24 protein-coding genes are annotated in these 23,877 nt (G+C 73.4%); 2 read left to right on the top strand and 22 right to left on the bottom strand.

Going from position 1 to position 23,877, the window contains the following annotated elements; all coding sequences use genetic code 11:
* From yajC to ABEA04_RS17260, 16 genes are all read right to left on the bottom strand, one after another.
* Window positions 1–420, bottom strand: coding sequence for a preprotein translocase subunit YajC (yajC, locus tag ABEA04_RS17335; protein ID WP_345461461.1), 420 nt, complete (start codon window positions 418–420; stop codon window positions 1–3).
* A gap of 146 nt (window positions 421–566) precedes the next feature.
* Complete coding sequence (ruvB, locus tag ABEA04_RS17330; RefSeq protein ID WP_345461798.1) at window positions 567–1,604, bottom strand: Holliday junction branch migration DNA helicase RuvB; 1,038 nt, start codon at window positions 1,602–1,604, stop codon at window positions 567–569.
* Between the two features lie 67 nt (window positions 1,605–1,671).
* A complete protein-coding gene (gene ruvA / locus ABEA04_RS17325) occupies window positions 1,672–2,277 on the bottom strand; it encodes a Holliday junction branch migration protein RuvA (RefSeq protein ID WP_345461458.1) in 606 nt (201 codons plus the stop codon).
* Window positions 2,274–2,792, bottom strand: coding sequence for a crossover junction endodeoxyribonuclease RuvC (gene ruvC / locus ABEA04_RS17320; RefSeq protein WP_345461795.1), 519 nt, complete (start codon window positions 2,790–2,792; stop codon window positions 2,274–2,276). The genes ruvA and ruvC overlap by 4 nt, the downstream gene beginning before the upstream one ends.
* A 244-nt stretch (window positions 2,793–3,036) precedes the next feature.
* Window positions 3,037–3,810, bottom strand: a complete 774-nt coding sequence (locus ABEA04_RS17315) for a YebC/PmpR family DNA-binding transcriptional regulator (RefSeq protein WP_345461455.1) — start codon at window positions 3,808–3,810, stop codon at window positions 3,037–3,039.
* A gap of 41 nt (window positions 3,811–3,851) precedes the next feature.
* Window positions 3,852–4,466, bottom strand: a complete 615-nt coding sequence (gene pdxT, locus ABEA04_RS17310) for a pyridoxal 5'-phosphate synthase glutaminase subunit PdxT (RefSeq protein WP_345461452.1) — start codon at window positions 4,464–4,466, stop codon at window positions 3,852–3,854.
* A gap of 22 nt (window positions 4,467–4,488) precedes the next feature.
* On the bottom strand, window positions 4,489–4,956 hold the full coding sequence (locus tag ABEA04_RS17305; RefSeq protein ID WP_345461449.1) for a hypothetical protein: 468 nt from the start codon (window positions 4,954–4,956) through the stop codon (window positions 4,489–4,491).
* Complete coding sequence (locus ABEA04_RS17300) at window positions 4,953–5,603, bottom strand: hypothetical protein (RefSeq protein ID WP_345461446.1); 651 nt, start codon at window positions 5,601–5,603, stop codon at window positions 4,953–4,955. Before ABEA04_RS17300 ends, ABEA04_RS17305 begins: the two co-directional genes overlap by 4 nt.
* Entirely contained in the window at window positions 5,600–6,154 is a 555-nt protein-coding gene (locus tag ABEA04_RS17295) for a signal peptidase I (protein WP_345461444.1), read from the bottom strand. The genes ABEA04_RS17300 and ABEA04_RS17295 overlap by 4 nt, the downstream gene beginning before the upstream one ends.
* 53 nt (window positions 6,155–6,207) lie before the next feature.
* A complete protein-coding gene (locus ABEA04_RS17290; RefSeq protein ID WP_345461441.1) occupies window positions 6,208–6,774 on the bottom strand; it encodes an alternate-type signal peptide domain-containing protein in 567 nt (188 codons plus the stop codon).
* A 212-nt stretch (window positions 6,775–6,986) separates the two neighbouring features.
* The gene (pdxS, locus tag ABEA04_RS17285; protein ID WP_345461438.1) at window positions 6,987–7,913 is read right to left on the bottom strand and encodes a pyridoxal 5'-phosphate synthase lyase subunit PdxS; all 927 of its coding nucleotides are present in this window, start codon (window positions 7,911–7,913) and stop codon (window positions 6,987–6,989) included.
* A gap of 10 nt (window positions 7,914–7,923) precedes the next feature.
* The gene (gene pgsA / locus ABEA04_RS17280; RefSeq protein WP_345461435.1) at window positions 7,924–8,571 is read right to left on the bottom strand and encodes a phosphatidylinositol phosphate synthase; all 648 of its coding nucleotides are present in this window, start codon (window positions 8,569–8,571) and stop codon (window positions 7,924–7,926) included.
* A 73-nt stretch (window positions 8,572–8,644) separates the two neighbouring features.
* The gene (locus ABEA04_RS17275; RefSeq protein WP_345461431.1) at window positions 8,645–9,850 is read right to left on the bottom strand and encodes an ROK family protein; all 1,206 of its coding nucleotides are present in this window, start codon (window positions 9,848–9,850) and stop codon (window positions 8,645–8,647) included.
* Between the two features lie 4 nt (window positions 9,851–9,854).
* Window positions 9,855–11,138, bottom strand: a complete 1,284-nt coding sequence (locus tag ABEA04_RS17270) for a sugar ABC transporter permease (RefSeq protein WP_345461428.1) — start codon at window positions 11,136–11,138, stop codon at window positions 9,855–9,857.
* Window positions 11,135–11,923, bottom strand: coding sequence for an ATP-binding cassette domain-containing protein (locus ABEA04_RS17265; RefSeq protein ID WP_345461425.1), 789 nt, complete (start codon window positions 11,921–11,923; stop codon window positions 11,135–11,137). Before ABEA04_RS17265 ends, ABEA04_RS17270 begins: the two co-directional genes overlap by 4 nt.
* A gap of 192 nt (window positions 11,924–12,115) precedes the next feature.
* Window positions 12,116–13,264, bottom strand: a complete 1,149-nt coding sequence (locus tag ABEA04_RS17260; protein ID WP_345461422.1) for a sugar ABC transporter substrate-binding protein — start codon at window positions 13,262–13,264, stop codon at window positions 12,116–12,118.
* Window positions 13,265–13,435: 171 nt separating this feature from the next.
* Between ABEA04_RS17260 and xylA the strand changes: the two genes are divergently transcribed.
* Window positions 13,436–14,593: a xylose isomerase gene (xylA, locus tag ABEA04_RS17255; protein WP_345461420.1), complete on the top strand. Its 1,158-nt coding sequence runs from the start codon at window positions 13,436–13,438 to the stop codon at window positions 14,591–14,593.
* A 2-nt stretch (window positions 14,594–14,595) separates the two neighbouring features.
* Window positions 14,596–16,023, top strand: coding sequence for a xylulokinase (gene xylB, locus ABEA04_RS17250; protein ID WP_345461418.1), 1,428 nt, complete (start codon window positions 14,596–14,598; stop codon window positions 16,021–16,023).
* Window positions 16,024–16,275: 252 nt separating this feature from the next.
* On the opposite strand, the gene ABEA04_RS17245 is transcribed toward xylB, so the two are convergent.
* The 6 genes from ABEA04_RS17245 to thrS form a co-directional block, all read right to left on the bottom strand.
* The gene (locus ABEA04_RS17245; protein ID WP_345461416.1) at window positions 16,276–16,821 is read right to left on the bottom strand and encodes an HIT family protein; all 546 of its coding nucleotides are present in this window, start codon (window positions 16,819–16,821) and stop codon (window positions 16,276–16,278) included.
* A gap of 10 nt (window positions 16,822–16,831) precedes the next feature.
* Window positions 16,832–17,515, bottom strand: coding sequence for a TetR/AcrR family transcriptional regulator (locus ABEA04_RS17240; RefSeq protein WP_345461414.1), 684 nt, complete (start codon window positions 17,513–17,515; stop codon window positions 16,832–16,834).
* A 24-nt stretch (window positions 17,516–17,539) separates the two neighbouring features.
* Complete coding sequence (locus tag ABEA04_RS17235) at window positions 17,540–19,144, bottom strand: FAD-dependent oxidoreductase (protein WP_345461411.1); 1,605 nt, start codon at window positions 19,142–19,144, stop codon at window positions 17,540–17,542.
* A gap of 16 nt (window positions 19,145–19,160) precedes the next feature.
* Window positions 19,161–20,153: an AurF N-oxygenase family protein gene (locus ABEA04_RS17230; protein ID WP_345461408.1), complete on the bottom strand. Its 993-nt coding sequence runs from the start codon at window positions 20,151–20,153 to the stop codon at window positions 19,161–19,163.
* A 355-nt stretch (window positions 20,154–20,508) separates the two neighbouring features.
* Complete coding sequence (locus ABEA04_RS17225) at window positions 20,509–20,970, bottom strand: PPOX class F420-dependent oxidoreductase (RefSeq protein ID WP_345461405.1); 462 nt, start codon at window positions 20,968–20,970, stop codon at window positions 20,509–20,511.
* A gap of 64 nt (window positions 20,971–21,034) precedes the next feature.
* A complete protein-coding gene (gene thrS, locus ABEA04_RS17220; RefSeq protein WP_345461402.1) occupies window positions 21,035–23,038 on the bottom strand; it encodes a threonine--tRNA ligase in 2,004 nt (667 codons plus the stop codon).
* Between the last annotated feature and the right edge of the window lie 839 nt (window positions 23,039–23,877).

Raw genomic sequence — 23,877 nt, 5'->3', positions numbered from 1 at the left:
TCAGTTCTCCTCCGGGCCGGACGTCGGCCGCTTGCGCAGCAGCGACGACTCCTCGGCCGGGTCGGTGTGGTGGGTGTGGTCGGTCTGATCGAGCTGGTCGAGCTGCTCGAGCCCGTCGGTCTGCTCGGACTGGTCGGTCGGGTCGATCGCCCCGGGCTCGTCGTCGCGCAGGACGCGGCCGATCGCCGCGCGCAGCACGCCGACGACCACGCCGGTGGCGATCTCGATGTCCACCCGGTCCTCGTGGAGGGCCACGACGCGGCCGAACAGGCCGGAGGCCAGCATCACCTCGTCACCGACCTCGACCGAGGACTGCAGCCGCTGCTGCTCACGCGCTCGCCGGGCCTGCGGCCGGATGAGCAGGAGCCAGAAGAGGAGCAGGATGGCCAAGATGGGCAGCAGCCCGACAAGCCCTTCCACGAACACAGACCCTTCGATGTCGAGGTGGAGGAGATGGTCCGGTGGGGGGTGACGGCGCACGTGCAGCGCCGGGACCGGACAACCGGGGCAGTCTAGCCAGGGGTGTGGTCTCGCCCACGAATCCGGACTACCTCCCCGACCAACGCTCAGGCCTCGAACAGGGTTCCCCCGGGCTCGGATCGGGGCGCGGCGAGACCGAGGTGGGCCCAGGCGGCCGGGGTCGCCACGCGACCCCGCGGCGTCCGGGCCAGGAAGCCGGTGCGCACCAGGAACGGCTCGGCGACCTCCTCGACGGTCTCGCGCTCCTCGCCGACGGCGACCGCCAGCGTGGCCGCGCCGACGGGACCGCCGCCGAAGCGGCGGCAGAGCGCGTCGAGGACGGCGCGGTCGAGGCGGTCGAGGCCCAGCACGTCGACCTCGTAGAGGTCGAGGGTGGCGTGGGCGACGTCGAGGGTGACGACGCCGTCGGCGCGCACCTGGGCGAAGTCGCGGACCCGGCGCAGCAGCCGGTTGGCGATGCGCGGGGTTCCGCGTGAGCGCCCGGCGATCTCGGCGGCGCCGTCGTCGGTGATGCGGACGCCGAGCAGCCCGGCCGAGCGGCGCACGATCAGCTCGAGCTCGGTCGGCTCGTAGAACTCGAGGTGGGCGGTGAAGCCGAAGCGGTCGCGCAGCGGCCCCGGCAGCAGGCCGGCACGGGTGGTGGCGCCGACGAGGGTGAACGGCGGGATCTCGAGCGGGATGGCGGTGGCGCCGGGGCCCTTGCCGATGACCACGTCGACCCGGAAGTCCTCCATCGCCAGGTAGAGCATCTCCTCGGCCGGTCGCGACATGCGGTGGATCTCGTCGACGAAGAGCACGTCGTCCTCGTTGAGCCCGGAGAGGATGGCGGCGAGGTCGCCGGCGTGGGTGATGGCCGGGCCGCTGGTCAGGCGCAGCGGCGCGCTCAGCTCGGCGGCGATGATCATGGCCAGCGTGGTCTTGCCCAGGCCGGGCGGGCCGGAGAGCAGCACGTGGTCGGGCGCGCGGCCCCTCCCCCGGGCGGCCTCGAGCACCAGGCCGAGCTGCTCGCGCACCCGCGCCTGCCCGACGACCTCGTCGAGGGTGCGTGGGCGCAGCGCGGCCTCGATGGCGCGCTCGTCGCCCTCGGCCTCGGCGGTGACCGCGGACGCCGAGAGCTCGCGCAGGTGCGCCTCCTCGGCGGCGTCGAGCTGGTCGGGCTGGGCGGGGTGGTCGTGCTCGCTCACGCCTGGCTCACGCCTTGCTCAGCCGCTGCAGCGCGGCGCGCAGCAGGGCACCGACGTCGGGCGCGGCGCCGTCGGCCTCGGGCATGCCCGCGACGGCGTCGACCGCGCGGTCGGCGTCCTTGGCGCCCCAGCCGAGCCCGGTGAGGGCCTGGTGCACCTGGTCGCGCCACGGCGCGACCGCGGGCGGCGCGGCGGCCAGGCGACCACCGACGGGCGCGCCGATGCGGTCCTTGAGCTCGAGGATGATGCGCTGGGCGCCCTTCTGGCCGATGCCCGGCACCCGCGTGAGCGCCTTGACGTCGTCGGAGGCGATGGCACGGCGCAGGTCGTCGGGGGCGAGCACCGCGACGATGGCCTGCGCCACCTTCGGGCCGACGCCGGACGCCGTCTGCACCAGCTCGAAGATCGCCTTCTCGTCGTCGTCGACGAAGCCGAACAGGGTGAGGGAGTCCTCGCGCACCACCATGCTGGTGGGCAGCGTGGCGGTCTGGCCCGTGCGGAGCGTGGCGAGCGTGCCGGGGGTGCACATCAGCTCGAGGCCCACGCCGCCGACGACGAGCGTGGCGCTGGTGACGCCGACGGCCGCGACCTCGCCGCGCACGAAGGCGATCACCGGCGGCCCCCCGCGCGGGAGGCGGCCAGGGCGGCGTCGATGCGGGCCTGCGCCCCGCCGCGCCAGATGTGGGTGATGGCGAGCGCCAGCGCGTCGGCGGCGTCCGCCGGCTTGGGCGGTGCGTCGAGCCGCAGGATGCGCGTGATCATCGCGCCCACCTGTGCCTTGGCCGCGCGGCCGCTGCCGGAGACGGCGGCCTTGACCTCGCTGGGGGTGTGCAGCGCGACCGGCAGGCCGCGGCGGGCGGCGCACACGAGCGCGATGCCGCTGGCCTGGGCGGTGCCCATGATGGTGCTGGAGTCGGAGCGTGCGAAGACCCGCTCGACCGCGACGGCGTCGGGCCGGTGCTCGTCGAGCCAGGCGTCGATGCCGCGCTCGATGGTGACCAGCCGCTGGGCCGTGGGGACGTCGGCGGAGGTGCGCAGCACGTTGACGTCGACCAGCCGCAGCGGCCGGCCGACGTCACCCTCGACCACCCCCATGCCGCACCGCGTCAGCCCGGGGTCGATGCCCAGCACCCGCACGTCGTCGCTCCTTCGCCCCGGCCAGTCGGTCGAACGTCTGTTCGGGAGACACGCTAGAGGCTGCGTGCCGGCGGGACGGGGTGCGACACGCGCGTGGTGGCCCTTCGACGAGCTCAGGGTCCGTGTGGATGGCTGGCTCTGCGTGCGAGGGCCGGTGGTCTCGAGGCCCGTCGCCGCGGCGCCTCGCACCTCGACCATCGTCCACCCCACGCGGCCACGGCCGGGCCCCGGGACGTCAGGCGTCGGCGCCTTCGAGCTCGGCCATGATCTCGTCGGTGACGTCGTAGTTGGCGTAGACGTTCTGCACGTCGTCGAGGTCCTCGAGGGCGTCGACGAGGCGGAACAGCTTGGCGGCGCCGTCCTTGTCGAGGGCGATCTTGTTGTCGGGGACGAACGAGGCCTCGGCGGAGTCGTAGTCGATGCCGGCGGCCTGCAGCGCGGTGCGTACGGCGACGAGGTCGGTGGCCTCGGAGACCACCTCGAACGCACCGCCCACGTCGGCGACGTCGTCGGCGCCGGCCTCGAGCGTGGCCTCGAGGACGTCGTCCTCGCCGACGGTGCGGCCCTCCTGCTCGGACGGCACGAGCACGACGCCCTTGCGGTTGAACAGGAACGAGACCGAGCCCGGGTCGGCGAGCGAGCCGCCGTTGCGGGTCATGGCGGTGCGCACCTCCATGGCGGCACGGTTCTTGTTGTCGGTGAGGCACTCGATGAGCAGCGCGACGCCGGCCGGGCCGTAGCCCTCGTACATGATCGTCTGGTAGTCGGCGCCGCCGGTCTCGGCGCCGGAGCCGCGCTTGACCGCGCGGTCGATGTTGTCGTTGGGCACCGAGCTCTTCTTCGCCTTCTGGATGGCGTCGTAGAGCGTCGGGTTGCCACCGGGGTCGCCGCCGCCCATGCGGGCCGCGACCTCGACGTTCTTGATCAGCTTGGCGAACATCTTGCCGCGCTTGGCGTCGATGAGCGCCTTCTTGTGCTTGGTGGTCGCCCATTTGGAGTGGCCGGACATGGGTTCCTCTTCCAACTCGTCTCGCGTCGGCGCCTGCCGCGTCACGCGTGGTGGGTCACCAGCTCGCGGAACAGCGCGTGGATCCGGGGGTCGTCACCGACCTCGGGGTGGAAGGACGTCGCCATCAGCGCGCCCTGCCGCACCATGACGATCCTATCGGTGCGCTCGTCGCGGGCCAGCACCTCGACGTCCGGGCCGGCCTCCTCGACCCACGGGGCGCGGATGAAGACGCCGTGCACGGGCCGGTCGAGGCCGGCCACGCGCACCGGCCCCTCGAAGGAGTCGACCTGGCGGCCGAAGGCGTTGCGGCGCACGGTGACGTCGAGCCCGCCGATGGTCTCCTGGCCCGCGGCGGCGTCGAGCAGCCGGTCGGCGAGCAGGATCATCCCGGCGCAGGTGCCGAGCGCGGGCAGTCCCCCGGCGACGGCGGCGCGCAGCGGCTCGAGCAGCTCGAAGGTGCGGGCGAGCCGCACGATGGTCGTCGACTCGCCGCCGGGCAGCACGAGACCGTCGACGGCGTCCAGCTCGGCCGGACGCCGCACGGTGACGGCTCGGACGCCGAGCCCCTCGAGCGCGGTGACGTGCTCGCGGACGTCGCCCTGCAGCGCCAGGACGCCGATGGTCGGGCTCGACGTGGCGGGGCGGGGCGGTGGCACCGCGCGATCGTAGGGCCGCGGCTCAGACGTGACCACAGCGCACGGCCAGGCCGACGACCAGCACGCCCGCGTGGCGCACCGGCGTGACCGTCGCCGTGGCCGCGACCCAGGTGGGGCGCAGCGCGAGCCGCGCCCGCACCTCGACGTCGTACTGCTGGCCGCCGGAGAGCAGCCCCGGCGCCACGTCGAGGGTGACCATGCCGCCGGCCGGGGTGGCGGTGCCGGCCGTGCCGGTGGCGACGACGACCCCGGTGGCGGTGTGCCGCACGGCGTAGGCGTAGTCGTAGCGGACGTCGGTCTTGACCCACTGGATGCGCGCCACGGTGAGGACGTCGGTGCAGGTCGGCTGCGCCTGGGAGACCACCGTGTGGGCGCCCAGCGCTCCCCCGGTGGCTGCGGTCTCGTCGGTGAAGGCCGCCGAGGTGCCGGGGACGGCACCGAGCAGGGCCAGCAGACCCGCCGCCACGCCGGACGCGAGCACCGCTCTCACGAGGTCGCCTGCGCGCCCGTCAGGTCGAGCACGACGGCGCCGCGCTTGCCCTGGTTGGCGTTGGTCGCGTCGGTCGCCAGCCCGACGACCGCGCACACCCGGTCGAGCGCGCCGGGCGCGACCCGCCGGGCGGCGGTGACCAGCGCGGCGGCCGAGGTGCCGACCGCGCGCACCGGGCCGAGCGCCGTCCCGGTGCAGGACTCCTCGACCGGGTAGGTCGTGTCGACGGCGGTGCGGGTGCCCTCGAACAGCTGCACGGTGACGGGGTCGCCGGTGAAGGTCCAGGCGGGGGTCGCGCCCTGGCGGGCCGTGGCGCTCCAGCTCATCGGCGGGGAGCCCACGTTGCGCACGGTGAGCTCGAAGGCCCGGCGCTCGCCGGGGCTCAGCCCGCTCCAGGTGATCGCCGCGGCGTCGAACGCGGTGCCGAGCCCGACGGCGCCGGTGGCGCCGCCCTCGGCCGCGAGCTGCAGGTCCATCGAGCCGGCGGTGAGCGTCCCGGTCGTGGCGGCCGAGCCGTCGCTCCACGCCGCGAGCGTGCCGGGCAGCTGCACGCAGGCGAGCACGGCCAGCACCAGCGCGGCGAGGCCGAGCCCGGTGCGGTGCCCGCGCCCGGTCCCGGACGACGCGCGGTGGCGCCCGGCGGTCATGGCCGCCCCGCCGTCGCACGGCGCCGCGGCTCCGCGGCCCGGTGCCCGCCGTCCCGCCGGTCGCGCCGGTCGCGCGCGGCGCCGGCGAACATCGTCACCGCGTAGCCCGACAGCATCACCACGGCCAGCAGGGTGAGCGCCGCCCGGCTCTGCGCCCCGAGCAGGTCGTGCAGCCGGCCGACGTGCGGCACGGAGTACCAGACCTCGCCGCGCAGCTGCTCGGGCCGCACCGGCTCGGCGTCGGCCACCGGGTTGGCGTCGCCCTGCGTGACGAACCACAGGGTGCCGTTGACGCGGTGCTGCACCTCGACGACGCGGTGGGTGACGACGTCGGCCTCGCCCGACTCGAGCTGGTAGGTGACGACGTCGCCGACCGCGACCGTGCCGGGATCGACCGGCCGGACGACGACCAGCGTGCCCGGGCCGAGGTCGGGCCGCATCGACCCGGTGAGCACGGTGTACGGGGTCGCGCCGGCCAGCCGCGGCACGACCACGACGGTGGCGAGCAGCGCCAGCCCGGCGAGCAGCACGAGCACGGCGGAGGTCCGCACCAGGACCGTGAGAGTGGAACGCACGTCGGGTCTCCCGCTCCGGCGCCCCCCGCTCAGTGGGCGAGCTGGCGCACCGACACGGTGAGCGTGTCGAGCAGTGCGGTCCAGCCCTGGGTGTCGTTGCCGTTGACCACCGGCACGCCGTTCTGGTCGGTGCCGTAGGGCATCGTCACGGTGAAGGTCGCCGTGAGCGTCTTGCCGTCGTCGGCGTCGGTGAGCACCGCCCCGTCGGCCAGGGCCACGCCGCCGAGCGCGTAGGCCACCTCGACGTCGAGGCGGTCGGTGGTCGCGGTCGTGCCGGGCTCGGAGTAGCCGAGCGAGGACGGCGCGGTCAGCTCGGCCCGCAGGTGGTCGCCCTCGGCGGCGAGCTCGAAGGCGCAGCTCTTGGTGACGACGTCGCCCGGCACGAGCCGGACGGCGGGGTCGCCCGCGTCGAGGTGGCCCGCGGGATAGGTCCAGGCGGCGTCGCAGGTGGCGTCGCCGAGGGCGAGCTCACCGGTGCCGACCTCACCGGCCTCGGCGTCGCCGGAGTCGGTCCAGAAGGCGAGGGTGCCGGCGGTGCCGGCGAGCAGGGTGGCGGCGGCTGCGGACGCGAGGGCGCCCTTGTACGTCTTGCGCATGGTGGGGGGATTCCGTTGTCTGTCGTGGGGGGTCACCGACCCGAGTCCGGGCCGGTGTGCCCCCATCAGACGTGATCGCCGCGTGCGGCGTCCCCGATTCGGCCCCGGACCCTCCGGTGGTCGGGTGCGAACCACCCAGGTGGACCAGTCCGGCCCGGCCCGTCCGGGCCAGTCACGGCCGGCCGGGGCCAGTCAGTTGCCCCCCGGTGTGACTACCAGCCGCGCTCGGCGAGCCGGTGCGGCTGCGGGATCTCGTCGACGTTGATGCCGACCATGGCCTCGCCGAGGCCGCGCGAGACCTTGGCGACCATGTCGGGGTCGTCGTGGAAGGTGGTGGCCTTGACGATCGCGGCGGCGCGCTCGGCGGGGTTGCCCGACTTGAAGATGCCCGAGCCGACGAAGACGCCCTCGGCGCCGAGCTGCATCATCATCGCGGCGTCGGCGGGGGTGGCGATGCCGCCGGCGGTGAACAGGACGACGGGCAGCGAGCCGCGGCGGGCGACCTCGGCGACGAGGTCGTAGGGCGCCTGCAGGTTCTTCGCGGCGACGTACAGCTCGTCGGGCTCGAGGGCGGCGAGCCTGCGCAGCTCGCCGAGGATGGTGCGCATGTGGGTGACGGCGTTGGACACGTCGCCGGTGCCGGCCTCGCCCTTCGAGCGGATCATCGCCGCGCCCTCGGTGATGCGCCGCAGCGCCTCGCCGAGGTTCGTGGCGCCGCAGACGAACGGCACGGTGAAGGCCCACTTGTCGATGTGGTGCTCGTAGTCGGCCGGGGTCAGCACCTCGGACTCGTCGACGTAGTCGACGCCGAGGCTCTGCAGCACCTGCGCCTCGGCGAAGTGGCCGATGCGGGCCTTGGCCATCACCGGGATCGAGACAGCCTCGACGATGCCGTCGATCATGTCGGGGTCGCTCATGCGGGCCACGCCGCCCTGGGCCCGGATGTCGGCCGGCACCCGCTCGAGCGCCATGACGGCGACGGCGCCGGCGTCCTCGGCGATCCGGGCCTGCTCGGGCGTGACGACGTCCATGATGACGCCGCCCTTGAGCATGTCGGCCATGCCGCGCTTGACGCGCGTGGTGCCGGTGCCCGCCTGGTCGCTCGATCCGGTCGCCGCCTCGGTGCCTGCCTCGCTCATGCCAGCGATGCTAGGGCGCGGCGGGGGCCGCGGCTGCATCGCGGGCGGCGTCGGCGGCGACCGCCTGACGGCGCACCTTCAGCACCCGGAAGACCACCGTGTAGGTGTTGGCGAGCGCCAGCGCCCACAGCGTGACCAGCATCAGGATCGGCAGCCCGAAGATGGCGCCGAGCCCGGTCATGACCAGGATCGAGACCAGCCGGTCGGCGCGCTCGGCGAGGCCGCCGCGGGCGTCGAGGCCGAGCGACTCGGCCTTGGCCCGGGCGTAGGAGGTGACCGAGCCCATCACCAGGCAGTAGACCGACAGGCACAGGTAGAGCGTGCTGTCGCCGGGGCCGGCGAAGTACAGGGCGAGGCCGCCGAAGATCGCGCCGTCGCCGATGCGGTCGAGGGTGGAGTCCCAGAACGCGCCGAAGGTCGAGCTGCGGCCCAGCTCGCGGGCCATCTTGCCGTCGACGAGGTCGCTGAAGACGAACGCGGTGACGAACAGGACGCCGGCCAGCAGCTCGCCGCGCGGGAAGAAGACCAGCGCTCCGGTGCTGACGCCGACGGTGCCGACGAAGGTGACCGTGTCGGGGCTGATCCCGTGGCGGATGAAGAACCTCACGAAGGGCATCAGGACGACGCCCTGCCAGAAGCCGCGGAACCGTTCGAGCATGGTGCGTCAGGCTAGGGCATGGACGCCGCCGGCCGGGCCTCGAGCCCGGTGTGAGCCCGGTGTGATCCCGGCGTCAGCCCAGGGCGACCTGGGGCGAGCCGACGTCCTGGGGGTCCTCGAGGACCGGCGCGAAGGCCAGCTCGGCCGCCCCCACGAGCGGCGAGTCGCCACCCAGGCGCGCGGAGGCGATCTCGACCTCGTCGCGCAGCGCGGGCAGCGCGGTGCGCTTGACGGTGGCGCGGACGACGTCGGCCTGCACGTCCCACACCTGCGCCAGGCTGCCGCCGAGCACGATGATGTCGGGGTTGAAGACGTTGACGACGGCGCGCAGCCCGGCGCCGACCCACTCGGCGGTCTCGGCGAGGGCGTCGCGGGCGCGGGCCTCGCCGCCGCGGGCGGCGTCGATGACCTCGGCGACGGCGTCCGGACCGCCGCCGGGCAGCCGGCCGGCCAGCTGCAGCAGCCGGTTCTCCCCCGCCTTCATCTCCCAGCAGCCGGTGGCGCCGCAGCGGCAGACCGGTCCGGCGCTGTCGACCTGCAGGTGGCCGACCTCGCCGGCGTAGCCGCTCGAGCCCCCGAGCAGCGTGCCGCCGACGAGGAAGCCCCCGCCGATGCCGACGGAGCCGGCGAGGTAGGCGGCGTGGTCGAAGCCGACCGCGGCGCCGCGCATGTGCTCGGCCAGCACACCGAGGTTGGCGTCGTTGCCGGTGCACACCGGCAGCCCCAGCCGCTCGGACAGCCGGGCCGTGAAGGGCTCGCCGACCCAGCCGAGGTTGGGGGCGAACTGCACCAGCCCGTCGTCGGTGCGGATGGCGCCCGGCACGGCCACGCCGACGCCGAGGCACCGCGCGCCGGGCTTGGTGGCGAGCAGGTCGCCGACCAGCTGCGCCACGACGTCGACCACGTGGTCGACGTCGTGCTCGCCGCGGGCGTGGAGCCGCCGGCGCCGCTCGGTGACCCGGCCGCCCAGCGCGACGAGCGCGGCGCTGATGCGGTCGACCCCGAGGTCGACGGCGACCACCACGTTGTCGTCGCGCGGGACGACGAGGTGCGAGGGCCGACCCGAACGGCCGGCCACCGAGGCGGTGCCCTCGATGACCAGGCCGAGCTCGAGCAGCTCGGCGGTGAGGCCGCCGATGGTGCTGCGGTTGAGGCCGAGCTGCCGGGTCAGCTCGGCCCGGGTGGTGGGTCCTCGACGGTGGACCGTCTGCAGGATCGTGCTCAGGTTGGCCCGGCGCACCACGTCGGTGCCCACCCCGGTGGGGCGAGCCCGAGCCACGGGACTAGCCCCGTCCGGTCGCGGCGCTGCGTCGTCGGCTCACCGCATCGACGGTCGCTGCGAGCAGGAGGACGCCGCCGGTGACCATCTGGAAGATGTTCGCCGGCTGGTCGAGGATGAGCAGGCCGTTCTGGATGACCGCGATCAGCAGGCCGCCGATGATGGCGTCGACCATGCGGCCCTTGCCGCCGAACAGGCTCGTGCCACCGATGACGGCCGCGCCGACGGCGAGCAGCAGCGTGTTGGCGCCGCCCGTCTCGCCGGTGACGCCGTTGTTGCGGCTGGCGAGGGTCAGGCCGGCCACCGCGGCGAGCGCGCCGGTGAGCATGAAGCAGCTGACCTTGACCCAGACGACGTTGATGCCGGCCCGGCGCGCGGCCTCGGCGTTGCCGCCGACGGCGTAGACGTGGCGGCCCCAGCGGGTGCGGTTGAGCAGCAGGGTGAGCAGGACGAGCAGTCCGACCACCACCAGCACGATGGCCGGCACGCCCTTGAGGGAGCGGAACGCCGGGTTGATGGCCCGCTCCTGGGAGAGGTAGGCCACCGCGGCCAGCACCAGGACGGCGAGGACGACGCTCTTCAGGCCCCACAGCAGGAGCGGCTCGGCGGCCAGCTCGAGCCGGCGCCGGCGCAGGTTGCCGAGCAGCCGCGAGCCCGCGTAGACGGCGAGGCCGACGATCGCCGCGGCCCACCCCAGCCAGACCGGCAGGGTGGCGTTGTTGATGTCGATCAGGAAGCCCTCGGGATAGGAGATGGTCTTGCCGTTGCCGACGATGCGCAGCAGCAGACCCGCCAGGCCGAGGAAGAAGGCCAGCGTGACCACGAACGAGGGGATGCCGAGGTAGGCCACCAGGCTGCCCATGACGGCGCCGATGACCACACCGGCCACCAGCCCGAGCAGGAGCGCGACCGGCACGGGCCAGCCCTGGTTGGTCGCGGCCCAGCCGATGACGCCGGCGCAGGTGCCGGCGGTGTAGCCGGCCGCGAGGTCGATCTCGCCGAGCAGGAGGACGAAGACCAGGCCCATCGAGAGGATGACGACGGCGGCCGACTGGTTGATCAGGTTGGCGACGTTCAGCGAGGTCAGGAAGCTGTCGGGCCGCAGGATCGAGAAGAGGATGATGAGGGTCAGCAGGCCGAGCACGGCCGGCAGCGAGCCGATGTCGCCGCCGCGGACCTTGACCAGGTAGTCGTGGACGATCTCGCGCGGGCCGACCTGCTTGATGTCGGCGGAGCCGGAGCCGCCGCCCGCGGGTCCGGAGGTCTGGGGGGTGTCGACGGCGGTCATCGCGCGTCCTCCTCGTAGCGGCCGGCGGTGATGAGCTGGACGACCTGGCCGTGCTTGACCTCGCTGGTCTCGACCTGGGCCACCATCGTGCCGAGGTAGAGCACCGCGATGTCGTCGGCGACCTGGAAGACGTCGTTGAGGTTGTGCGAGATCAGCACGACGCCCAGGCCCTGGTCGGCCAGGCGGCGCACCAGCAGCAGCACCTGCTCGGTCTGCGCCACGCCGAGCGCGGCGGTGGGCTCGTCGAGGATGACGATGCGGGAGTTCCAGAGCACGGCCCGGGCGATGGCCACGGTCTGCCGCTGACCGCCGGAGAGCGAGGCGACCCTGGTGCGCACCGACGCGAGGGTGCGCACCGACAGCCCGTCGAGCGTCTCGCGGGCGCGGCGCTCCATGGTGGTGTCGTCGAGCACCGGGCCGTGGGCCAGCTCGCGACCGAGGAACATGTTGTCGACGACGTCGAGGTTGTCGCACAGCGCGAGGTCCTGGTAGACGACCTCGATGCCGAGCTCGTTGGAGTCCTTGGGGCTCGAGACACTGACCTCGTTGCCCTCGAAGGTGTAGCTGCCCTCGTCGAAGGTGTGGATGCCGGCGATGCCCTTGATCAGGGTGCTCTTGCCCGCGCCGTTGTCGCCGACCAGCGCGGTGACGCGGCCCGGGCGGACGTCGAGGTCGACGCCCTTGAGCACGTGCACGGCACCGAAGCTCTTCTGGACCCCCCGCAGGGAGAGGAGAGGTGGCGACGCCTTGCTCGGGGGGTTCTTCTCGAGGGCGGCGGAAGTCATGGTGGTCCTCCCGGGACGGGGTCTGGCTGGCTGGCTGGCTGTCGGACGGTGTGGGGCTGCGGAGCGGGCGCGGGCGCGCGGAGGCACGGCGCGGGCGCGCCGTACGACCGGGGCCGCCGCGGGTGGGGCGGCGACCCCGGTCGGGGTGCCGGGGAGGTGTGCCGCTCTCGCGGCACACCCGGCGTGGCGGGGTCAGCCGCCGACGCCGGCCTCCTCGCACAGCTGGGCGACGTCGCCGGAGCAGACCTCGGCCGGGTCGGCGCTGCCGTCGTCGAAGACCTGCTGCATGTTCTCGACGGTGACCGAGACGGGCTCGGCCAGGATCGAGGGAACGTCCTCACCGGTCTCGCTGTCGGGCACGGTGCCGGTCACGAGCGCGTCGGCGTCGTCGGTCGAGCCGGTGATGAGCGCGATCGCCACCTTGGCGGCGGTCTCGGCCTCGAGGTTGGTGTTCTTGTAGACCGTCATGCACTGGTCGCCCTTGAGGATGTTCTGCAGACCCTCGACCGAGGCGTCCTGGCCGGTGACCGGGATCTGGCCGTTGAGGTTCTGCGCGCGCAGACGGGCGATGATGCCGCCGGCCATCGTGTCGTTGGCCGAGACGACGCCGTCGATCTTGCCCTGGTTGGCGGTGAGCAGCTGCTCGAACGCGTTGCCCGCGACGGTGGCGTCCCAGTCGCCGGCCTGGTCGCCGACGAGCGAGTAGTCGCCGCTGTCGATCTTGTCGGCCAGCGCGTTCTCGTAGCCCTCCTTGAACAGCGAGGCGTTGTTGTCGGCCGCGAGACCGTTGATGTAGACGATGTTCGCCTGCGTCTTGCTCTCGTCGTCCAGGCAGGTGATCAGGCCCTCGCCCATGAGCTCGCCGACGCGGACGTTGTCGAAGGAGACGTAGTACGACGCGCCGCCGCCGAGGGTCAGCCGGTCGTAGTCGATGCTCGGGATGCCGGCGTCGGCGGCCTTGCTCAGGCACGCCTTGCCGGAGTCGGAGTCGAGGTTGGTGATCATGATGACGTTGACCTGGTCGTTGATCATGCCGTCGCAGATGCGGCCGAACTGCTCGACGTCGCCCTGCGCGTTCTGGATGTCGGCGTCGATGCCGGCCTCGTCGAACGCCGCCTGCAGGCTCGGGCGGTCCTGGGTCTCCCACCGGGGCGAGGTGGTGGCGTCGGGCAGGATCACGCCGACCTTGCCGCCGCTCGCGTCGCTGCTGCCGCCGTCGCCGCCGCCGTCGCCGCCGCCGTCACTGCCGCCGTCGTCGTCGCCGCACGCGGCCAGGCCGCCCAGGGCGAGGACGCCCACGGCCACGAGGGACGCGGTGCGCGTCCCGTTCCTCCATCGCATCGAGCGACTCATGGTGGACCCTCCATCGATCGTTCCCCGGACATGGGGTTGCCGTGTGACTGCCGTCACGATATATGTTGCGGCGCACAACTTAGTCACGGCCAGGAGCCGTGCGCAAGCACTTGAGCAGAACTTTTGTTGTCACAGAAAACGAACCCAGGAGACGCCTTCGTGACCATCCCGACCCCCTCCCGCGACGACCGCTTCTCGTTCGGCCTCTGGACCGTCGGCTGGCAGGGCGTCGACGTCTTCGGCGGCGCGGTGCGCCCGCCGCTCGACCCGGGCGAGGCCATCCGCAAGCTGAGCGAGCTGGGCGCCTACGGCATCACCTTCCACGACGACGACGTCGTCCCCTTCGGCTCCAGCGCCGCCGAGCGCGACCGGCTGCTCGGCGTGGTGCGCGACGCCCTGGCCGAGACCGGCCTCGTCGTGCCGATGCTCACCACCAACCTGTTCAGCCACCCGGTCTTCCGCGACGGCGGCTTCACCAACAACGACCGCGACGTGCGCCGCTTCGCGCTGCGCAAGACCGCCGAGCAGATCGACCTCGCCGCCGAGCTCGGCGCCACGACCTTCGTCGCCTGGGGCGGCCGCGAGGGCGCCGAGTCCGGCGCCAGCAAGGACGTGCGCTCCGCGCTCGACCGCTACCGCGAGGCCTTCGACGTCCTCGGCGCCTACGTCGTCGAGCAGGGCTACGACATGCGCTTCGCGCTCGAGCCCAAGCCCAACGAGCCGCGCGGCGACATCCTGCTGCCGACCATCGGCCACGCGCTCGCCTTCATCGCCGAGCTCGAGCGCCCCGAGCTGGTGGGCGTCAACCCCGAGGTCGGCCACGAGGAGATGGCCGGGCTCAACTTCGCCCACGGCATCGCCCAGGCGCTGTGGGCCGGCAAGCTCTACCACGTCGACCTCAACGGCCAGACCGGTCCGCGCTTCGACCAGGACCTCCGCTTCGGCGCCGGCAACGTGCGCGGCGCCTTCTGGACCGTCGACGTGCTCGAGACCTACGGCTACGACGGCCCGCGTCACTTCGACTTCAAGCCGCCGCGCACCGAGGACATGGACGGCGTGTGGGCCTCGGCCGCCGGCTGCATGACCAACTACCTGGTGCTGCGCGAGAAGACCCAGGCCTTCCGCGCCGACCCCGAGGTGCAGGAGGCGCTGGCCGCCGCCCGTCTCGACCAGCTCGCGCAGCCCACGCTGGCCGAGGGCGAGACGCTGGCCCAGCTGCGCCAGGAGTCCTTCGACCCCGACGAGGCCGGCCGCCGCGGCATGGCCTTCGAGCGGCTCGACCAGCTCGCCCTCGAGTACCTCTACGGCGTCCGCTGAGCATGGCCGACTCCCCCACGGGCCGGCTGGTCGCCGGCGTCGACTCCTCCACCCAGTCGTGCAAGGTGCTGGTGGTCGACGCCGCGACCGGGGCCGTCGTGCGTCAGGGACGCGCCTCGCACCCCGACGGCACCGAGGTCGACCCGGCCGCCTGGGACGCCGCGCTGACCGAGGCGATCGACCAGGCCGGCGGCCTGGACGACGTCGCCGCGGTCGCCGTGGGCGGCCAGCAGCACGGCATGGTCTGCCTCGACGAGGCCGGCGACGTCGTCCGGCCGGCGCTGCTGTGGAACGACACGCGCTCCGCGCCGGCGGCGACCGCGCTCATCGACGAGCTGGGCGGTCCGCAGGCCTGGACCGAGGCGGTCGGCTCGGTGCCGGTGGCCTCGTTCACGGTGACCAAGCTGCGGTGGCTGGCCGAGCACGAGCCCGAGGCCGCGGCCCGGGTGGCGGCGGTGTGCCTGCCGCACGACTGGCTGACCTGGCGGCTGGCCGGCGCGATGGACGGCCCGGGCCTCGACGGCCTGGCCACCGACCGCGGCGACGCCAGCGGCACCGGCTACTGGTCACCGGGCGACGGCGACTACCGGCGCGACCTGCTCGAGCGGGCCCTCGGCCACGACGCGCGGCTGCCGCGCGTGCTGGGGCCGACCGACTCGCCGGGCACGGTGAGCGGCGGGGGCGCCGTCCTCGGGGCCGGCACGGGCGACAACGCCGCCGCGGCGCTCGGCCTCTCGGCCGGGCCGGGCGACGTCGTGGTCTCGATCGGCACGTCGGGGGTGGCCTGCGCCGTCAGCGACGTGGCGGCCGCCGACGGGAGCGGGCTCGTGGCCTCGTTCGCCGACGCCACCGGACGGTTCCTGCCGCTGGTGGCCACGCTCAACGCGGCCCGCGTGCTCGACCGCACGGCCGCGCTGCTCGGCGTCGACCACGACCGCCTCTCCGAGCTGGCACTCTCGGCGCCCGCCGGGGCCGGCGGCGCCGTCCTGGTGCCGTGGCTGGAGGGCGAGCGCACGCCCGACCGTCCCACCGCGAGCGGCTCGCTGCACGGCCTCACGCTCACCTCGCTCACCCCCGCCTACGTGGCGCGGGCCGCGGTCGAGGGGCTGCTGTGCGGCCTGGCCGACGGCATCGAGGCGCTGGTCGAGCAGGGTGCCGTCGTCGAGCGGGTGCTGCTCGTCGGCGGCGGGGCCGCGTCGGCCGCGGTGCGCGAGATCGCGCCGACGGTCTTCGGGCACCCGGTGCACGTGCCGCCGGCCGGCGAGTACGTCGCCCTCGGCGCGGCCCGTCAGGCCGCCTGGGTGCTCGCCGGTGGCGACGAGCCGCCGGCGTGGCAGCTGTCGGGCACCACGGTCCACGAGGCCGACCCGGTGCCCGCCGTCCGCGCTCGCTACGCCGAGGCCCGCGAGGCGGTCCTCGAGCGTCTCTGAGCTGCGACGGGCCGCGACGGGCCGCGACGGGCCGCGAGACCGCTGGGGGGTCTCGCGGCCCGTCCGCGTGTCCGCGCGAGGTCTCGAGGCTCGGCCGTGGCCGGCCTCGCACCTCGACCACCGTGGGGGCCGGCGCTCACGATGGTCGAGGTGCGAGGAGCCCTGGCGACGAGCCTCGAGACCCCCGGACCCTCCACGCCACGGCACCCACACGGACCCTGAGCCTGTCGAAGGGCCACCCGCGGCCGACCTTCAGCCGGCCACCCACGCGTCGGCGACGATCTGCCGGGTGTCGGTGAGCAGCTCGGGCAGCGTGCGGGTGCGCCCGATGATCGGCATGAAGTTCTGGTCGCCCGGCCACCGCGGGACGACGTGCTGGTGCAGGTGGGCGGCGATGCCGGCGCCGGCGGTGTAGCCCTGGTTCATGCCGACGTTGAACCCGCCGGCCTGCGAGACCGACCGCAGCGTGCGCATCGCCTCACGCGTCAGGTCGGCCAGCTCGGCCGCTTCCTCGTCGGTGGTCTCGGTGTAGTCCGCGATGTGCCGGTAGGGGCACACCATGAGGTGCCCCGGCGAGTACGGGTAGAGGTTGAGCACGGCGAAGACCAGCCGGCCGCGGCGCACGACGAGCCCGGCGACGTCGTCCAGCGTCGGGATGCGGCAGAACGGGCACTGCCCCTCGGAGTCGTCCTCGGGCTTGTTCTCGCCGCGGATGTAGGCCATGCGGTGCGGCGTCCACAGGCGCTCGAGGCCGTCGCCGTCGCCCACGCCGTCCTGGTGCAGCGTCTCGTCGTCCATCAGGCGCCCGTCACTCCGCCGCCGGGAGCAGCTCGACGATGGGGCGGTCGGGGTCGAGGTGCAGGCCGATCCGGCGGGCGTGCCCGTCGAGCAGGCTCCACACCGAGTGGGCGAGCAGCTCGCTGACCCGGTCGGCGTCGGGACGACGCGGCTCGAGCGAGACCCAGCGGCGCACGGCGCCGAAGACCGCTCCGACGAGGCCGTGCGCGAGCGGGTCGACCAGCGCCCGCTCGTCGTCGTCGAGGTCGGCACCGAGCACCACGATGACCGTCTGCAGCAGCTCGGCGAGCGCGGCGGCGATCTGGTCGGCGCCCTGCTCGGCCGGTCCGCTGACCTCGTGGACGGCGAAGGCGTGCAGCGCGCGGTGCTCGACGACCCAGTCGACGTAGGTCGAGACGATGCGGCGGATGATCTCGTTGACGGTGCCGTCGAGGTTGACCGCCGGCAGCAGCGTGGCGGTGAGCCCGTCGAGCACGTGGGCGCGGATGGCGCGGTCGAGGTCGGCGCGGTCGTCGAAGTGGCGGTAGACCGCGGTGCGGTTGAGGCCGGCCTGCTCGGCGATCTGCTGGACGTGGAACTCCTCGCCCGGCGGGCCCGCCTCGATGACGGCGGTGGCGGCGTCGAGGATGCGCAGCCGGCGCTCGGCGTTGTGCTGGGTCCAGCGCGACTGACGCCCGTCCTGCCTCTGCGCCACGTCGCCCCCTCGGCTCCCCGGATGTCAGCGCCGTGCGAGCAGGCGCCTCACGGCAGGGTAGCCGCGCCGCGGCCGCGGGGGCGCGGCGGCACGGGCCAGGCGGCGCTGCTCGTCGGGGTCGACGACCTTCGCCCGGGGCCGGCCGCGGGCCTGGCCGCGGCGCCGCTCCTCGCCGTCGAGAGCGCGCCAGCCGGCCAGCCCGACGGCGCCCGGCGGCAGGTCGGCCGGCTCGGTCGGGTCGGGCAGGCCGTCGTCCAGGTCGTCGAGCAGGCTTTCGACGGTCTGCTGAGCGCAGGCCTTGTTGGTGCCGATGAACCCGCTCGGGCCGCGCTTGGCCCAGCCGGCGACGTACAGCCCCGGCCGCACCCGGCCGCCGTCGTTGGTGACGGTGCCGGTGACGGGGTCGTGGGGCAGCCCGGGCACGGGCCGACCGTGGTAGCCGATGGCGCGGACGACGAGCCCGGCCTCGATCGTCTCGCGGACGCCGTCGCGCTCGACCTCGACGCCGCTCACCGTCGTGTCACCGACGATGCGGACGGGCGTGGTGCGGAACCGCAGCACGATCGTGCGGGCGCCGGGGCTCGGTGGCCGGTGGGCGAGGGTGGCGACGTAGGCGGGGAGTCCGTCGGGCAGCGGGTCGCCGCCGGTGTCGAGGCGCACGGTGAGGCGGCCGGCGTCCACGAGCGCGGTGAGTCCGACCAGCTCGGGCAGGGTGAACGCGGCGTCGGCCGGCCCGCGTCGGCCGAGGACGACGACCTCGCGCACCCGGCTGCGGGCGAGCGCCGCCCACGGCAGCGCGGCGACGTCGGTGCGCTCGAGGTCGGCGGGGTCGAGGGCGAGCATGCGGGCGACGTCGAGGGCGACGTTGCCGTTGCCGACCACCACGGCCCGCTCGTGGTGCAGCGGCACGGGGAGCCCCTGCCGCTCGGGGTGGCCGTTGTACCAGGCGACGAGGTCGGTGGCGGCGAGCGAGCCGGGCAGGTCCTCCCCCTCGACGCCGAGCCGCCGGTCGGCGCTCGCTCCCCCGGCGTGGACGACGGCGTGGTAGCGGCGCGCGAGGTCGGCGTGGGTGACGTCGCGGCCGACGTCGACGCCGAGCGCGTAGCGGAAGCCCGGCTGCTCCTCGATGGCGCGGAACAGCGTCTCGACGCGCTTGGTGTGCGGGTGGTCGGGCGCCACGCCGTGCCGCACGAGCCCGTACGGCGTCAGCAGCCGGTCGTAGACGTCGACGCTCATGCCGGGGTGGCGCAGCAGCTCGTCGGCGGCGTAGAGCCCGGCCGGCCCGGCCCCGACGACGGCGACCCGCACCGGCCCGGGCCGCGTGAGTCGGCGCTGCGGGGCGACCGGGGCGAGCGGCGTCCGGTCGTGGTGAGGGAAGCAGTCGTAGTAGTCGGCGTTCAGTGCGACGAACGGGCGCTCGTCGGGCGTCAGCGTGGCGGCCGGCTTGATGGCGTCGACCGGGCACGCCGTCGCGCAGGCGCCGCACCCCACGCAGGCACGCGGGTCGACGTACAGCATCTCGGCGGTCGCGAACCCCTCCTCGCCCGGCGCGGGGTGGATGCAGTTGACCGGGCACGCGACCACGCACGAGGCGTCGGCGCAGCACGACTGCGTGACGACGTAGGCCATGCGACGTCCCCGCCGGCTAGGCGGCCGCGCGCTCCGAGGCCGACGCCGGGGCCGGCTCGCCCCGGAACCGCGAGGGCCGCCCACCGATGCCGAGCACCCGCCACACGTGCCGCGAGACCGGGCCGACGATGCCGGTGCGCTCGGCGAGCATGCGGACGTCGCCGAACAGGTCGCGCAGGAAGCGCTGCGACTCGGGGGTGTCCCAGTAGAGGTCCTTGACCACCGAGCGCGGCAGGCCCATGTCGCGCTGCGCCTGCTTGCTGGGCACGAGGATCTCGTCGCACAGCCAGCGCATCACGACCGGCACGATCACCGAGAGCAGTGCTCGCTCGCCGCGGCTCAGGCGCGGCGCCTGGTGTTCGAGGTACTGGTGGGCGAAGCCGATGTGGCGCGCCTCCTCGGCGACATGGATCTGCATGATGCGTCGCAGCAGCGGGTGCTGCGGGCGGTCGGGGTCGTCACCGCCGCGCAGGATCGTCTTCTGCACGTGGTCGATCGGCTCCTCGCCGGCCAGCACGCCGTAGAAGAAGCCGTACGGCGCCACCCGCGCCGCGAGCGGCAGCACCGGGCTGAGCATGCGGAACAGCCGCGAGCCGCCCGGGACGTCGAGCCCGGTGCGGTTCACGAACTCCTGGAACATCTGCGTGTGGTGGGTCTCCTCGGTCGCCTCGTGGGTGGCGTAGCGGAACTCCGGCGACCCGTTGGGCAGCCCCATCGCGTAGTTCATCAGCCCCGCAATCAGCACCTGCTCGAACTGCAGGCCGACCTTGGTGACGTTGGTCTGCCGGTAGAGGCCGACGCGGATCTGCTCCCGCTTCGGCAGCCCGCGGTACCAGGGATGACGGCCGAGCACGTCGGCCTCGGGCAGGATCCACCGCTCGTCGTCCGGGTCGACGGCGTAGGCCGGGTCGTCCCAGTCGATGTCGAGGAAGGCGTCGAAGTGCTGCTCCACCGAGGCCTCGCTGAGCGTGCGCAGTCGGTCCTCGTAGCTCAGGTCCGTCGTCGTCATGCCACGACGTTAGTGCGACACCACGTCTGAGGTAAAGGGTGTCTGTGACGTTACGTCTCAGTAACTTCGCGAATGCCACGAGTACCCGGCCCCACGGACCCTGAGCTTGTCGAAGGGACGCCGCACGCGAGGCCTCGCCGCTCCTCGGCCATCGTGGGATGACGATGGTCGAGGTGCGAGGCCGGCCACGGCCGAGCCTCGAGACCCGGTGGGCATCACGCGTACCCGGCCACACGGACCCTGAGCTTGTCGAAGGGACGCCGCACGCGAGGCCTCGTCGCTCCTCGGCCATCGTGGGATGACGATGGTCGAGGTGCGAGGCCGGCCACGGCCGAGCCTCGAGACCTCCGAGCTCTCAGGCCAACCGCGGCGGGAAGCCGCCCGTCGCGATCGGACCCCACCGGGTCGGCGTGATGCGCAGCAGCGACTTGCCCTGGTCGCGCATCGCCTGCCGGTATTCGTCCCAGTCGGGGTGCTCGCCGGCGACGGCGCGGAAGTAGTCGACCAGCGGCTCGACCGAGTCGGGCGGGTCGATGACCTCGCACGTGCCGTCGACCTGCACCCACGCGTCGTCCCAGTCGTCGCTGAGCACGAGCAGGCTGACCCGCTCGTCGCGGCGCGCGTTGTTGGTCTTCGCGCGCTCGGGGTAGGTCGAGATGACGAACCGGCCCTCGTCGTCCACTCCCCCGGTGACCGGGCTGACCTGCGGGCTGCCGTCCCTGCGGTGCGTGATGAGCACGTAGTGGTGGCGCTCGCGGGCGAAGGCGAGGACGTCCTGGAGGTCGACCGTGTCGGCGGTGGCGATCTTGCGCGGCATGGGTCGAGCCCACCACGGCCCCGAGGCCGGGCGGCTCACCCAGAACGCGGCTGGACCGGCGTCCTCAGACCTGCTCGCGCGAGGCCACCGCGGCGGCCACCCGCTCGATGGCCTCGTCGACCGGGACGCCGTTGTCCTGGCGGCCGTCGCGGTAGCGGAAGGAGACCGCGCCCGCCTCGACGTCCTGGTCGCCGACGATCACCATGAACGGCACCTTCTGCAGCTGCGCGTTGCGGATCTTCTTCTGCATGCGGTCGTCGGAGTCGTCGACGTCGACGCGGAGCCCGGCCGCCTTCATCTGCTTGGCGACGGCGTAGAGGTGGTCGAGGTGGCGCTCGGCCACCGGGATGCCCTGCACCTGCACCGGCGCCAGCCACGGCGGGAACGCGCCGGCGTAGTGCTCGACCAGGACGCCGATGAAGCGCTCGATCGAGCCGAACTTGGCCGAGTGGATCATCACCGGCTCCTGGCGCGAGCCGTCGTCGGCGACGTACTCGAGGCCGAACCGCTCGGCCGAGGGCTGGTTGAAGTCGTACTGGATGGTCGACATCTGCCAGGTGCGGCCGATCGCGTCGCGTGCCTGCACGGAGATCTTCGGGCCGTAGTACGCCGCCCCGCCCGGGTCGGGCACCAGCTCGAGGCCCGAGTCGACGGCGACCTGCTCGAGCACGCCGGTGGCCATCGCCCAGTCGTCGTCGGAGCCGATGAACTTGTCGGGCTTGGAGTCGTCGCGGGTCGACAGCTCGAGGTAGAAGTCGTCGAGCCCGAAGTCGCGGAACAGGCCCAGGCAGAAGTCGAGGAGGTGCTTGATCTCGGCGGGCGCCTGCTCGGGGGTGACGTAGGAGTGCGAGTCGTCCTGGGCGAAGCCACGCACCCGGGTCAGCCCGTGCACCACGCCGGACTTCTCGTGGCGGTAGACCGACCCGAACTCGAACAGCCGCAGCGGCAGCTCGCGGTAGGAGCGCTGCCGGCTGCGGAAGATCAGGTTGTGCATCGGACAGTTCATCGCCTTGAGGCGGTAGTCCATGCCGTCGACGTCGAGCGCGGGGAACATGCCCTCGCCGTAGTAGGGCAGGTGCCCGGAGGTGTGGAAGAGCCCCTCCTTGGCGATGTGGGGGGTGCCGACGTACTCGAAGCCCTCCTCGATGTGGCGCTGGCGGACGTAGTCCTCCATCACCCTCTTGATGACGCCGCCCCGCGGGTGGAAGACGGGCAGGCCGGAGCCGATCTCGTCGGGGAAGGAGTAGAGGTCGAGGTCGCGGCCGAGCTTGCGGTGGTCGCGCCGCTCGGCCTCCTCGATGCGGTGCAGGTGCTCCTCGAGCGCCTCCTTGGTCTCCCAGGCGGTGCCGTAGATGCGCTGCAGCTGCTTGTTCTTCTCGTCGCCGCGCCAGTAGGCCGCGGCGGTGCGCATCAGCTTGAAGGCCGGGATGCGCTTGGTGGTGGGCAGGTGCGGGCCGCGGCACAGGTCGCTCCACGCCACCTCGCCGTCGCGGCGGATGTTGTCGTAGATGGTCAGCTCGGCGTCGGCCGAACTACCGACCTCGACCGAGGCGCCCTCGGCGGCGTCCGCGCTGTTGCCGGAGCCCTTCAGGCCGATCAGCTCGAGCTTGTAGGGCTCGTCCTTGAGCTCGTCGATCGCCTCGGCGTCGGTGGTGACGCGGCGGCTGAAGCGCTGACCCTCCTTGATGATCTTGCGCATCCGGGTCTCGATCTTCGCGAGGTCGTCGGGCACGAACGGGGTCTCGACGTCGAAGTCGTAGTAGAAGCCGTTCTCGACCGGCGGGCCGATGCCGAGGCGCGCGTCGGGGAAGAGGTCCTGCACCGCCTGCGCCATCACGTGGGCGGCCGAGTGCCGCAGGATGTCGCGCCCGTCGGCGCTGTCGATGGCCACCGACTCGACCTCGTCGCCGTCGGCCACCTCGTGGGCGAGGTCGCGCAGGACGCCACCCACGCGCGCCGCGATCACCTCGGTGTCGTCGGCGAACAGCTCCCACGCCTTGGTGCCGGTCGTGATCGTCCGCTCCTCACGCTGACCTGCGTGGCTGCGGACGACCTTGATCTCGGACACGATGGACCCTTCGGCTGGTGGATCGGACCGGCCGATCGTATCGACCGCCCCCGACGCCCGGCGCCCCCATTGCCGCCCGCCCACCGGCGCGGATTGAAACGTAACCAGTCGCCGGGGGCGTCGTTGGGACGGGTGCGAGCACGCGCCGTGCTGTGGGGGCACGCGCGCGGCACGGCCCGACCCCGGTCGCGACCGTGCTCTCCCTCGTACGGCGGCCCGCCCGCGTCTGCTCTCCTTGACGCGCGGCGGGCCGTTGTCACGCCTGCGGACTCAGGCGGACTCACGGGTCGCCCCGGCCGCTAAACCCCTAAGACCGGCGAGCCGCTGCCAGCACGCGGCTTCCGACCGCGATGCGGAGATCGCTCGGCGCCTGTCGGAATTGGCCGGCTCGCAGGCGGGGGCACCCGTAGTCCGAGTGCGGCTACATGGAGGAGGGTTTCGTTGTGCAGCTTGCCTGCCCAACGAAGGTCACGAAGGTTTTTGCCTCACAAACGGCTGTGCAGGAATGCGGGGTTGCTCTGGGCGTCGTCGTCGCGGCAGCCTCGGCCAGGCGCCATCGCTGATCGGGCAGGTCGGTGACCTCGATGAAGTACCGATCGCCGCCGCGCGTGTGGCGTCAGACGTGCTTCACGATCCCGACACGACACGACAGCACCTAGCTTTGAGAATCCGGGGAGCCAGTTCGAGCTGTATTACGATCTCCAATTCCGGGGTGTCGCTGGCCTGCAGGCTAGGCCCGAAACGGTGCCTGACACGCGGAAATGTCCTCTAACGCCTTCAGCGTCAGGCGCCGCTCTTCGTTGCGGTTCGCACTCAGCGCACCCTACGGCGCGATGCGG

The organism is Nocardioides marinquilinus, assembly GCF_039543705.1.
Classification (GTDB): domain Bacteria; phylum Actinomycetota; class Actinomycetes; order Propionibacteriales; family Nocardioidaceae; genus Nocardioides; species Nocardioides marinquilinus.
Note: the sequence above shows the minus strand (reverse complement) of the source record. Positions and strands in the feature narration are given on the sequence as shown.

What these genes read in the sequence shown, in the direction of transcription:
- ABEA04_RS17315 (WP_345461455.1), bottom strand. Translation starts at nt 3,810, where the DNA reads ATGTCCGGCCACTCCAAATGGGCGACCACCAAGCACAAGAAGGCGCTC.
- ABEA04_RS17300 (WP_345461446.1), bottom strand. Translation starts at nt 5,603, where the DNA reads ATGACCGCCGGGCGCCACCGCGCGTCGTCCGGGACCGGGCGCGGGCAC.
- ABEA04_RS17290 (WP_345461441.1), bottom strand. Translation starts at nt 6,774, where the DNA reads ATGCGCAAGACGTACAAGGGCGCCCTCGCGTCCGCAGCCGCCGCCACC.
- pdxS (WP_345461438.1), bottom strand. Translation starts at nt 7,913, where the DNA reads ATGAGCGAGGCAGGCACCGAGGCGGCGACCGGATCGAGCGACCAGGCG.
- pgsA (WP_345461435.1), bottom strand. Translation starts at nt 8,571, where the DNA reads ATGCTCGAACGGTTCCGCGGCTTCTGGCAGGGCGTCGTCCTGATGCCC.
- ABEA04_RS17270 (WP_345461428.1), bottom strand. Translation starts at nt 11,138, where the DNA reads ATGACCGCCGTCGACACCCCCCAGACCTCCGGACCCGCGGGCGGCGGC.
- ABEA04_RS17265 (WP_345461425.1), bottom strand. Translation starts at nt 11,923, where the DNA reads ATGACTTCCGCCGCCCTCGAGAAGAACCCCCCGAGCAAGGCGTCGCCA.
- ABEA04_RS17260 (WP_345461422.1), bottom strand. Translation starts at nt 13,264, where the DNA reads ATGCGATGGAGGAACGGGACGCGCACCGCGTCCCTCGTGGCCGTGGGC.
- xylB (WP_345461418.1), top strand. Translation starts at nt 14,596, where the DNA reads ATGGCCGACTCCCCCACGGGCCGGCTGGTCGCCGGCGTCGACTCCTCC.
- ABEA04_RS17245 (WP_345461416.1), bottom strand. Translation starts at nt 16,821, where the DNA reads ATGGACGACGAGACGCTGCACCAGGACGGCGTGGGCGACGGCGACGGC.
- ABEA04_RS17235 (WP_345461411.1), bottom strand. Translation starts at nt 19,144, where the DNA reads ATGGCCTACGTCGTCACGCAGTCGTGCTGCGCCGACGCCTCGTGCGTG.
- ABEA04_RS17230 (WP_345461408.1), bottom strand. Translation starts at nt 20,153, where the DNA reads ATGACGACGACGGACCTGAGCTACGAGGACCGACTGCGCACGCTCAGC.
- ABEA04_RS17225 (WP_345461405.1), bottom strand. Translation starts at nt 20,970, where the DNA reads ATGCCGCGCAAGATCGCCACCGCCGACACGGTCGACCTCCAGGACGTC.